The 11,020-nt window shown below is 32.8% G+C and carries 13 protein-coding genes; 2 read left to right on the forward strand and 11 right to left on the reverse strand.

The window, feature by feature from the left end; genetic code table 11:
- Nucleotides 1-256: 256 nt before the first annotated feature.
- The 6 genes from scpB to ACW2QF_RS13945 form a co-directional block, all read right to left on the reverse strand.
- Entirely contained in the window at nt 257-826 is a 570-nt protein-coding gene (scpB, locus tag ACW2QF_RS13920; protein WP_455716610.1) for an SMC-Scp complex subunit ScpB, read from the reverse strand.
- Between the two features lie 17 nt (nt 827-843).
- Nucleotides 844-1,596 (reverse strand): segregation and condensation protein A, encoded by a 753-nt coding sequence (locus tag ACW2QF_RS13925; protein ID WP_455716611.1) that lies wholly within the window; start codon nt 1,594-1,596, stop codon nt 844-846.
- Between the two features lie 26 nt (nt 1,597-1,622).
- Nucleotides 1,623-2,243, reverse strand: coding sequence for a site-2 protease family protein (locus ACW2QF_RS13930; RefSeq protein WP_455716612.1), 621 nt, complete (start codon nt 2,241-2,243; stop codon nt 1,623-1,625).
- Between the two features lie 102 nt (nt 2,244-2,345).
- On the reverse strand, nt 2,346-3,212 hold the full coding sequence (locus ACW2QF_RS13935) for a metallophosphoesterase (RefSeq protein WP_455716613.1): 867 nt from the start codon (nt 3,210-3,212) through the stop codon (nt 2,346-2,348).
- A gap of 52 nt (nt 3,213-3,264) precedes the next feature.
- Complete coding sequence (locus ACW2QF_RS13940; RefSeq protein WP_455716614.1) at nt 3,265-4,581, reverse strand: D-alanyl-D-alanine carboxypeptidase family protein; 1,317 nt, start codon at nt 4,579-4,581, stop codon at nt 3,265-3,267.
- A 69-nt stretch (nt 4,582-4,650) separates the two neighbouring features.
- Nucleotides 4,651-5,199 carry an Ig-like domain-containing protein gene (locus ACW2QF_RS13945; RefSeq protein ID WP_455716615.1) on the reverse strand — a complete coding sequence of 183 codons (549 nt, stop codon included), beginning with the start codon at nt 5,197-5,199 and terminating at the stop codon, nt 4,651-4,653.
- 125 nt (nt 5,200-5,324) lie between these two features.
- On the opposite strand from ACW2QF_RS13945, the gene ACW2QF_RS13950 reads away from it, so the two are divergent.
- Complete coding sequence (locus tag ACW2QF_RS13950; protein ID WP_455716616.1) at nt 5,325-6,269, forward strand: calcium/sodium antiporter; 945 nt, start codon at nt 5,325-5,327, stop codon at nt 6,267-6,269.
- A 124-nt stretch (nt 6,270-6,393) separates the two neighbouring features.
- On the opposite strand, the gene ACW2QF_RS13955 is transcribed toward ACW2QF_RS13950, so the two are convergent.
- Nucleotides 6,394-6,726, reverse strand: a complete 333-nt coding sequence (locus ACW2QF_RS13955) for a hypothetical protein (RefSeq protein ID WP_455716617.1) — start codon at nt 6,724-6,726, stop codon at nt 6,394-6,396.
- Between the two features lie 452 nt (nt 6,727-7,178).
- On the opposite strand from ACW2QF_RS13955, the gene ACW2QF_RS13960 reads away from it, so the two are divergent.
- Nucleotides 7,179-8,207: a 3-deoxy-7-phosphoheptulonate synthase gene (locus ACW2QF_RS13960; RefSeq protein WP_455716618.1), complete on the forward strand. Its 1,029-nt coding sequence runs from the start codon at nt 7,179-7,181 to the stop codon at nt 8,205-8,207.
- 60 nt (nt 8,208-8,267) lie between these two features.
- Here the strand turns inward: ACW2QF_RS13960 and ACW2QF_RS13965 are convergent, their stop codons facing one another.
- The 4 genes from ACW2QF_RS13965 to ACW2QF_RS13980 form a co-directional block, all read right to left on the reverse strand.
- Nucleotides 8,268-8,717, reverse strand: coding sequence for a stage II sporulation protein M (locus tag ACW2QF_RS13965; protein WP_455716622.1), 450 nt, complete (start codon nt 8,715-8,717; stop codon nt 8,268-8,270).
- A 21-nt stretch (nt 8,718-8,738) separates the two neighbouring features.
- Entirely contained in the window at nt 8,739-8,888 is a 150-nt protein-coding gene (locus ACW2QF_RS13970) for a hypothetical protein (RefSeq protein ID WP_455716619.1), read from the reverse strand.
- Nucleotides 8,889-8,960: 72 nt separating this feature from the next.
- Nucleotides 8,961-9,494 carry an NUDIX hydrolase gene (locus tag ACW2QF_RS13975; RefSeq protein WP_455716620.1) on the reverse strand — a complete coding sequence of 178 codons (534 nt, stop codon included), beginning with the start codon at nt 9,492-9,494 and terminating at the stop codon, nt 8,961-8,963.
- Between the two features lie 159 nt (nt 9,495-9,653).
- Nucleotides 9,654-10,775: a pyridoxal phosphate-dependent aminotransferase gene (locus tag ACW2QF_RS13980; protein ID WP_455716621.1), complete on the reverse strand. Its 1,122-nt coding sequence runs from the start codon at nt 10,773-10,775 to the stop codon at nt 9,654-9,656.
- Between the last annotated feature and the right edge of the window lie 245 nt (nt 10,776-11,020).

An 11,020-nucleotide genomic window follows, 5' to 3' on the forward strand; every position in this document is an offset into this window, starting at 1 on the left:
GTATATATGTAAAGTAAAAAATTCTTTTTTTGTAAATTATTTCATTTTTACTCCCGAAAGGATTTATTATGGGACTTATCGGCTCCAATTGTGCCGGAAAGACAACCACAATCAACCTCGAAGAATCATCAAGAAAACAATTATAATTAAGCTCAAATCAAAAAACAATCTCAAAATGTTGTGTCTATGACAGGGATTCCTTGTCCATCATATGACATTCAACAACTCGAGATTGTTTTATAATACTTCTATTTAATTATACTTCTAACTGTAATTGAATTTCTTCTTCTGCTTCTTGTTTGAAATCTTCAACAACTTCTGGATTAATGAGAGGCAGATCTTCTAGTGAGGTAATTCCAAAACTTCTTAAGAACTCCTCCGTAGTACCAACTAATATTGGTCTACCTGGGGCATCAAGTCGCCCAACTTCACACACTAAGTTATATTCAATAAGCCTATTAATTGCATGATCTGTCTTAACTCCACGAATTTGTTCAATTTCTAATTTCGTTATTGGCTGCTTATACGCAATTATTGATAATGTTTCAAGCAAAACATCAGTAAGAACATGTTTTTTTGGTATATGAGTTAATTTGATAATCGACTCATACATAGAAGCCTTGGTGCACATCTGATACGAATTATCTAATTCAATAATCTGAATTCCTCTATCCTCAGTATCGTACTTGTCCATCATGTTTCGAATTATTCTTCTAACTGTTGCTTCGTCATGACCAACTACTCCAGCTATTCGATCAAGCTCAACCGCTTCTCCCATTGTAAACAATATTGCTTCTATTATCGCTTCAATCTTACTTATCTCCATATTACACCGCTTATCCTTTACTCAACTTGTCCCGTATATTGTATCTGAATATCTTCAAATACATCTTCTTGATATATCTCAATCTTTCCTACTTTCATAAGCTCAAGAATTCCAAGGAAAGTAACAATAACCTCCATCTTAGACTGTGCATATTCTAGCATCTTGCGGAAACTAAAGTTCTTATGCCTTCTTGCATATTCCTCAATATCTACCATCTTATCACTTAATGTAATCTCTTCCTTTTCTATTTTACCAAAATTACTTCTTATAGGATCAATCTTATCTTCTTGTCTTTTTAAAACAGCTTCAAAAATCTCATGTAATTTTGCTAACGTCAAGTCACCCAGTATATCTTCTATATTAACCTCTTCTTTATAAGATGAGATTTCTTTCGGAATCGTTGCACCTTTGAATATTACTTTTTCTGCATCTACTTGTTTATCCTTTAATTCTGTTGAGATATACTTATACATCTTATATTCAAGTAATCGTTCTACCAGTTCTTGACGAGGATCGATTTCTTCGTTTTCTTCATTCTTCTCCTTTGGCAGAAGCATCTTTGCTTTGATATTAACAAGGGTAGCTGCCATAACTAGGAACTCACTCATTACATCGAGATCCTTCTTTTCCATTTCTTGTAAATAATCCATATACTGTTTTGTTATCTCAACAATTGGTATATCATAGATATTTACTTTGTTTTTATCAATCAAATGAAGAAGTAAATCAAGTGGGCCCTCGAACGCTTCCAACTTAACAGGTATCCCCATGTTTACACCATCTTTCTTATCTTACTTTATAGTATTACCAGTAATGTACTCATAATTAATCCACTAATTGTTGAAATTAATCCCAACAATACCGCAATTAACAATATCATCTTAATCGTATGGTCACTTTTAATAATTGAAAAATATTTGCTAGGTGAATACCCTGCAACAAGCAATCCCATATCAAACGTTGTAATTGGGATCAAATTAACTATAAACATATTAATACTGATATATGCCATAAAGTAGAAGAAATAGAAATACCATGTGGTCAATTTTTCAAGATTAACTTCTATAAAATGCATTCTTAATATTACTATATTAACCACTGCTATTAGGAAAAGTGTAATAAAACCTACAAAGCCGGATATCTTATTCGTCTCTCTGTCTTTCATCCTATACATATAAGGTTTAGAAAAACCAGAATATGTAGTAACGCACAACAACAGACCGATTGGATCCACATATCTCCACAGCTTAAATATATCCTTTACTGCTCGTTTTATTCTTTGTTCATAGTTTGGTTGCTCTTTCCACTCGGCTCGACTTCTTACGCAATATATGATCGATTTCGGTAATTCGTGAAGTATCATAATCACTATTCCCGCAACCAATGCCGCACCCACATTCAATAATGCCTCTCTCATCGCAACCTCCACGTTGATTTTTATTGTCACATATAATTATTATAGTAAGATATATGAAATTAAGCAAGCACATTTCTCCATTAGTTCCTGCCTATCCTGCGATTATTCATCTCTGTTCAAAGTGAATACCATCATCTCAGGTCGATTAAAGATACGTATCTTTAATGTATGAACGCCCAACCCCCTAGAGAGTAACATTGTTGATGAACCTTCTTCAAATCTACCACTATCAAAACGAGGGAATAGAATATATTGTGGAGATATGACTCCACCAAGGAACGGAAGACGCATAACTCCACCATGTACATGACCAGATAACACCAAATCCGCTCCCCATTGGACATAATAATCAAAGTACATTGGATTATGTGCCAATAAGATATTATATGTTTTTGGATTACATTTTCCAATGCATGTTTCGATATATTCATTCGTCATTGCCGGGCGATTGAATTTGTTATAATAATCCGATGCAATCTCCAATCCTGTAACATTGATCACTGCATCTTTTCTTTTTATTTTAATAGTCCTATTGTGAACAAAATGTATTCCATTTGCTTCTAATATATCATGATATTCTTTGTAAATCGTATCTTTTGTATCTTTTTCTTCAGCAAGACGCTGTTCGTGATTACCATTCACATAATAAATGGTAAACTCTTCACTAAGCACCTTAAGAAAGTTTAACGTTCCATAATAGTCTGCTTTTTTATGGCCGACCAACATATCACCTGCAATCATGATATAGTCAGGATGTTCATTTCTTATTCTTCTAAGTAGATCTTCATTGTTTTCCCCAAATGTATTATTGTGCAAATCAGTTAATAAAACAACTTTAGCACGATCAAATTCTACTGGTATTTTATCTGAATGTATCTCAAACTTAGATACTGTCAAATGATGAATTTCCTTATGCATTAGGAATACAAATAGGACAATGATAATACCTACCCAAATTAATTCTACCATTCCTATACCTCCTATATTTTATATCGGAATCCTAATGCTACATTATAACATGTTATTTCTTATCTGATAAGAAAAATTTTCGAACAACCTTGCCAAAATAATCACTGAATTTAGCTTTTTTTACTTGTTTTACAGCGACAATATCTATTGACCCAATTTTCTTATCATTATATGTATATATGATTTCACCTATTTTACTGCCTTCTTTAACAGGAGCAGTAATCGATTCAGCTATTGTAACTTCTTTCTTAATCTCATCAGGATTTGTATTCGATAAACATAGATAATGGAATTCTCCACCTGGCTTACCTTCAACGGTTTCTTCAATACCTTTATTTACCTGTACTGGCTCAATCACTAGGTCCTTATGATCATCAATGAATAGACTACAATTAGCAAAACCGTAATCCAGAAGTTTAGCAGCTTCTACAAATCTCTGTAATGGATTAGGATTTCCCATTACAACCGCAATCATATCCATACCATTCCTGTTTGCTGTAGCTGATAGGCAATATTTTGCTTTTCCAGTTGATCCAGTCTTAAGTCCTGTGATTCCCTTATAGGAACGAACAAGTTTATTCGTATTGGTAAGACCAAATTCACTTGTTCCCTTTTTCGTTGTATGAGTAATTGTATCCATCCAAACAGTTGAATAGGTACTAATCTCTGGATGCTTCGTAATAAGTTCTCTAGACATAAGTGCGACATCTAATGCACTTGAATAATGATCTGCTACATCAAGCCCACAAGCATTCACAAAGTGCGTATTCTTCATTCCTAAATCTTGCGCTTTTTGATTCATACGTTTAACGAATTCTTCCTCAGATCCAGCAATATATTCAGCCATAGCTACACAAGCATCATTAGCACTTGCAATACTTATACATTTGATCATATCATTTACCGTTTGTGTCTCATATGGCTCTAGATAAACTTGTGAACCACCCATTGAAGCAGCATGTTCGCTTACACTAACGGAATCCTCTAACTTAATTTTTCCAGAATCAAGTGCTTCAAAGATAAGTAAGAGTGTCATAATTTTAGTAATACTAGCTGGCTCCACTTGTTTATCCATATCCTTTGAATATAAGATTGCACCTGTTGAAGCTTCCATAAGCACAACACTATTTGAATCAAGTGTAAAACCAATGTCTGATACTGTCTGTACGTTTTGTGTGTCACTTTGCGTTACTTTTTCCTTTTGTTTATCTTCTTGCTTATCTTCTTGCTTATCTTCTTGTTTTTGTTCTGTATCATTGCTAGCAGTAGTTTCTTGTTTACTGGTGGTGGATGCACTAACAACACTAGACGTGACCATTACCACTAAGAGAAGTAGCGTAATTAACTTGTATAATCTCTTCTTACTCATTCTTACCTCTTCTAATATACGTAAGTATTACTATATTTTAAGCAGCTTATCTCAAAAATATGACAATTACTATTCGACTTTTAGTTTACAGGTAAGTTTTTTTCCATGTACTTTAGCGGTTATCACTGTAGTTCCTTTCCTCTTTGCTTTTACATTACCATATTCGTTTACGTAAGCTACCGAAGAATTACTTGATTTCCAAGTAACATTGCTTACAATACTATCTCCATAAACATGAAGTTTATACTTCTCACCAACATCAAGTGTCAATGTTTTTCTGCTAATTGCAATTACACGTACTTTACATCGAAACGTTTTCTTACCTACCTTAGCTGTAATAAATGTTACACCTGTCTTCTTAGCAAATACTTTCCCATTCAGATTTACATAAGCAATTTTAAAATCTTTTGAGCTATAATGTACTCTTTTATTAATTGCGATAACAGACAAGCGGAAAGTTTCTCCTGTTTCCATAACAAGATTATCTTTGTTCAAATGTTGTGATAGCGGCAAATGTGGCATATCAAGAAAATATAATGATGTTCTTTGGTATAAAAAGTTTACAACCAACAAAATACTAATTGCAATAACTATTATCTTCATAATCTTACGCAACATTATCACATCCTACTATATATTCTATATTTTAAATAAACCTCTTGACGATATTAACTTGACATTTTAAAATATTTATTGACTTTTGTCATTTTTATTAGAAATTATTGAAAGAAAAGGTAAATTATATGCAAATTATTATTCAACTAATCCTTCTGGTCTTAGGATTTGTACTACTTATCAAAGGTGCAGACAAATTTGTAGAAGGATCTTCTAAAATCGCAGACAAATTCCATATTCCTCAACTTGTCATCGGTTTAACGATCGTGGCATTCGGTACAAGCGCCCCAGAAGCTGCGGTTAGTATTAATGCTGCGCTTGATAAGAATGCAGATATTGCAATTAGTAATGTTTTAGGAAGTAACATATTCAATATACTAATCATCATAGGTATTACTTGCATTATCCTTCCACTTAGCATTCAAAAATCTACGTTATACTTCGAATTACCTTATGTAATTATCTCAACATTAGTACTTTTATTGCTGGGCTTAGACGGAACACTCACTCTTCTTGACGGAGCTATCCTCTGGGTAATGTTTATTATATTCTTTATCTACTTAATTCGATTATCAAAATCTGGTAAGGCGCAGGCGGACGATGTACCTGAAGCAAGCGAAAAGGATAAGATTCCGTATCTCATTCTTATAACGATACTTGGTATGGCTGCCATTATTATCGGTAGTGATTTAACAGTAGACAGTGCATCTAATATTGCTGAAATCTTTGGTATGAGTCCTCGTTTTATCGGCTTAACAATCGTTGCTTTTGGTACTTCATTACCAGAATTAATCACTTCCATCACTGCTGCTAAGAAAGGGAAAGACGACATTGCTGTTGGTAATATTGTTGGTAGTAATTTATTCAACATCTTATTCGTACTAGCAACTACTGCACTTATTACGCCTGTAAATTATGCAAGTAGTTTTATCATAGATGCAATTGTTGCAATCGCAGCTGCAGTAGTACTATTAATTTGTGTATTTCGAGACAGAAAAATCGGTAAATCCGGAGGAATACTTATGATTATAGGATATGCAGCATACTTTGCTTATCTTGTACTTCTAAGATAAGCATATTTCTTCGATTTACAGCCCTAATTAATAGATATTAATAAAAGACAGTTTTCTATGAATAGAAAACTGTCTTTTATTGTAATGTTACTATAATTTGCTAAAAATCCATTAACTTGTCCAATCAAGGTTTACTATTTGGGGTATTAGATTCCTGTGGGCTATTGGTAGTATTCGGGGTATTTGTCTCATTTCCTTTGTTTGGTCCATTTGGTGTATTATTCGAATTAGGGCTATTCGAATTGTTTGACTCATTAGGATTGTTTGAGTCATTAGGGTTGTTGGGATTATTGGGATTGTTTACTTTATTCGGATCATTAGCTACATTTGGACTGTTTGGCTCGTTTGGCTTATTAGTCTCTTCCGTATCATTTCCTTCATTCGTTTTATTGGTTTCATTTAATTCATTGGTTTCACCCATCACATCACTGCTAGTACTATCTGTTACAGATCCCACACTGTTAGTACTAGTTTTTTCTTCATTTTTTATTGATGTAGTATTCTCTTGTAATGCATTATCTTTATTATTACTTACATTACTTTGACAAGCACTTAATGTTAATACTAATAAATAGCATAGTATTATTTAGATAATTATTTTCTTTTTTCTATTAATCATCATTTTCACCTTTCTATTCTTATAATTATCAAATTAGGTGTTTGTAAAACTCCTATCTATCTCTACTGATTATATAACATTCATCACTTCATAATATTTCACTTAAGATTGACTTATCACCTGAAACCGTATACAATAGACTTCGACATATTAACGTATTATCATACGTATTTTTTTTAATTATTCATGGATTATTGGTTGGTATCACCTAATCAATTAAGATCAAACTAAATAGTTTCTAATATCTTACCATAATTCTTATGAATTTCAAATAGCAAAGGAGAATCAGAATGAGTTTTAAATTAATAAAAGAAGTTATGTCACCAGAGGAATTAAAGCAAGCTTTGCCTGTTCCTGTGGAACATGCCAAATGGAAAGCAAACCGTGATGAAATGATCAAAAATGTCTTAACAGGCGAATCAGATAAATTCCTAGTTATTATTGGTCCTTGCTCTGCAGATAATGAAGATTCTGTATGTGACTACATAAATCGACTTGCTAAAGTTCAAGATAAGGTATCTGACAAATTATTAATCGTTCCTCGTATCTACACAAACAAACCTAGAACTACAGGTGAAGGCTATAAAGGAATCGTGCATCAACCAAATCCAGAGAAAGAACCTGATCTTCAAGAAGGTCTAATGGCTATGAGAAAAATGCATCTACGTGCACTTGCTGAAACTGGACTTTCCGCTGCTGATGAGATGCTATATCCAGAAAACTGGCCATACGTTGATGACATCTTATCTTACGTAGCTGTAGGTGCCCGTTCTGTTGAAGATCAACAGCATAGACTAACAATCAGTGGTATGGATGTTGCTGCTGGTATGAAGAATCCTACAAGTGGGGACCTATCAGTAATGCTAAATTCTGTCGTTGCAGCACAATGTAGCCACACTTTCTTATACCGTGCTTACGAAGTAGAAACTTCTGGTAACCCACTTGCTCATACAATCCTTCGTGGTGCTGTTAACAAACATGGTCAATCAATTCCTAATTATCATTATGAAGACTTGATTCGTCTAGTTGATATGTATGCAGAAAGAGATTTGGTTAATCCAGCTACTATCGTTGATGCAAACCACGCAAACTCTAATAAATTATTCGATCAACAACCTCGTATCGTAAAAGAAATCCTTCACAGTCGTAAAGTTTCTAACGAAATCGCTAATCTTGTTAAAGGTGTAATGATCGAAAGTTACATCGAACCAGGTTGTCAAAAGATTTCTGATCATATCTACGGAAAATCTATCACAGATCCTTGTTTAGGTTGGAAAGAGACAGAAGAATTATTATACACTATTGCTGATCAAGTGTAATATCATATAAAGAGGCTTTTACAAAATACCAATAATTTTGTAAAAGCCTCTTCTTCTAATTTATTGCTTCATAAACCACCCGACTATGTTTCTAACTAAGGCGCTGTTAATATACGTTTCAACAATACAACCAATCCCTAAAAACAACAATAGAATCAAAAGAATAGGCAGGTATTCTCTTACCACATTCTTTTTTCCCTTAAACGAGATTTTGCCACTAAAATATAAACTCTCGCATAATTCATACCCCTTTTTAACCATTAAGATATATACTGGTATGTATATAATACATTGTGGAAATATATATGCAAAATAAAGAGTTACCCCTTTGAAGCCATAACACAATATAGAGCTTGACAATGTAAAACCTATACATATCCCCTTATATGTAATTAACAACGATAACAAAGGCATTCCAAACACCATACAGCAACTAATCCATACCATAGCAAATTCTTTTAAATGTCTAATGATTATGTACTTCATCAAACTTCCGTAATCAATATTAATTAAATTTACATTAGTACCATATTAACGATTAATAGTCTCCAAATCATTTAAATAGAATTTTTGAAATATATTGGCTGCTATAGTACCAAGTACAATTCCTATTAATAAAAGGATTGCTGCAAGACGATAAATGCCTAACCGATTTTTCAACATATTCATAGTACTCTTCATACAGATTTCCCCCTTTAACAAAATTGTACTAGTTATACTATCATATGTTGGAAGATCAGAAAAAATGATTGCTTATAGATTTCTTTTTGCTTTATAGGACATAATTGCAGCAATCGTCTTAGCATCTTCTATTGTCCCATTAAAAATCATTTCTACAAGTTCATCTATTGTATAACGCTCAACGCTAACAAATTCATCTTCATCAAGATGTTGCTTTGATGGTATCAACTGCGTTGTATAATAGATTCCTATTTTCTCATTACAAAAAGCTACTGTTGTATAGATATCAACAAGATGCTCAACATGCTCTGTACGATACCCTGTTTCTTCTTCTAATTCCCTCATAGCACAAGTCATCATATCTTCCTCTGGTTCCTTACCACCAGCTGGTATCTCTAATGAATATTTCTCTATTGCATTACGATATTGACGTACCATTAGAATCTTTCCATCTTCATCTACAGGAATAATTGCAGCAGCCCCTTTATGATTAATCAAATCCCATTCTACTATTTTCTTGTTTGGTAATTCCATAGTATCTGAATAGAAATCTACAATAGCCCCTTTATGTTTTAATTCTCTTTTAATTCTCTTATATTCACTCATAGTAAGAACCTTCTCCTTTTTAATTTGCTTGTTCATTCTATAGTATAATACCAATAAAGTCTATATGATACCATCGTATTATAATATGATGATATTATATAGACTTTTTTATCCTAAAAGCAAGTAACTGAATAATTACTTTTCAATAGAAATAAGTTTTTACGCTAAATCATTGATGAATCTTTCAATTCTATCCAATCCCTTTTGGATTTGCTCCAATGAGATTGCATAAGATAAACGAATATGGTCATCAAATCCAAAGTCTCCACATGGAATAACTGCAACATTGTAGTCTTCAATTAATATATCTGCAAGTTTCCCAACTGTTTCAACTTTTTCACCTTTATATGATTTATCTAATAATTTGCTGACATCAATAAAACTGTAAAATGCCCCTTTCGGTTCTACGCTATCAATTAATGGCATTTTGCATAAACGTTCATACATATATTGTCTACGTTTGTTGAATTCATTTTTCATAATTCCAACTGTAACTTGAGGTCCTGATAAAGCTTCTACGGTAGCTTTTTGTGCAATTGAATTCGGATTTGAAGTTTGATGACTTTGTACACTTCCCATTAATTTAGCTATTTCAGCAGAAGAACCTGTATAACCTATTCTCCAACCTGTCATAGCATAACTCTTAGCTACACCACTACATGTAATTGTTCTTTTATAGATTTCTTCACCTAAGGAACCAATACTTACATGTTCAGCCCCACCATAGATTAAGTTTTCATACATCTCATCAGATACTACATAGATATCTTTTTTCACTACAACATCAGCAATTGCTTGTAATTCTTCTCTTGAATAAACCATACCAGTTGGATTGTTTGGAGTGTTTAAGATAAGTGCTTTTGTTTTTTCCGTACATGCTTCTTCTAATTGCTTTGCTGTTAATTTGTAGTTTTGTGACTTCTCACATCTTAATATTACTGGAACTCCATCAGCTAACTTAACGATTTCAGGATAGCTTAACCAGAAAGGTGCGGGTATAATAACTTCATCTCCTGGATTTAAAATAGCAGTGAAGATATTTGTTAATGAATGTTTTCCACCATTACTAATAACAATTTGATTTGGTTGATATTGTAATTTGTTGAAATTAGCAAATTTATCACAAATTGCTTTTTTTAATTCATCAATACCAGAAGCTGGCGTATATTTAGTAAAACCATCATGGATTGCTTTGATAGCAGCATTATTAATATTCTCAGGGGTATTAAAGTCAGGTTCTCCTGCTACTAATCCTACTACATCGATACCTTGTTCCTTCAATTACTTTGCCTTAGCTGTATTTGCTAAAGTTGATGAAGGTTTTACTGCCTGCGCCTTTTTTGATAATGTTAAAGCCATATTGTGTACCTGCCCTTTCTAATAAATTTTATGAAATTCACTATTTTCTTGTGATTTCATCTATGTATTTATATTGATGTATCTTGTTGTTTTTATTGTAATATACAACGAGTAATATTGCAAGATTTTATTTGATATAATTCTTATTAAGCATGTTGATTTAATTC

Source organism: Anaerosporobacter sp. (genome assembly GCF_965301125.1).

Coding starts and splice junctions, on each gene's coding strand:
- scpB (WP_455716610.1), bottom strand. CDS start 826: ATGGAGATAAGTAAGATTGAAGCGATAATAGAAGCAATATTGTTTACA.
- ACW2QF_RS13925 (WP_455716611.1), bottom strand. CDS start 1,596: ATGGGGATACCTGTTAAGTTGGAAGCGTTCGAGGGCCCACTTGATTTA.
- ACW2QF_RS13930 (WP_455716612.1), bottom strand. CDS start 2,243: ATGAGAGAGGCATTATTGAATGTGGGTGCGGCATTGGTTGCGGGAATA.
- ACW2QF_RS13935 (WP_455716613.1), bottom strand. CDS start 3,212: ATGGTAGAATTAATTTGGGTAGGTATTATCATTGTCCTATTTGTATTC.
- ACW2QF_RS13940 (WP_455716614.1), bottom strand. CDS start 4,581: ATGAGTAAGAAGAGATTATACAAGTTAATTACGCTACTTCTCTTAGTG.
- ACW2QF_RS13945 (WP_455716615.1), bottom strand. CDS start 5,199: ATGTTGCGTAAGATTATGAAGATAATAGTTATTGCAATTAGTATTTTG.
- ACW2QF_RS13950 (WP_455716616.1), top strand. CDS start 5,325: ATGCAAATTATTATTCAACTAATCCTTCTGGTCTTAGGATTTGTACTA.
- ACW2QF_RS13960 (WP_455716618.1), top strand. CDS start 7,179: ATGAGTTTTAAATTAATAAAAGAAGTTATGTCACCAGAGGAATTAAAG.
- ACW2QF_RS13970 (WP_455716619.1), bottom strand. CDS start 8,888: ATGAAGAGTACTATGAATATGTTGAAAAATCGGTTAGGCATTTATCGT.
- ACW2QF_RS13975 (WP_455716620.1), bottom strand. CDS start 9,494: ATGAGTGAATATAAGAGAATTAAAAGAGAATTAAAACATAAAGGGGCT.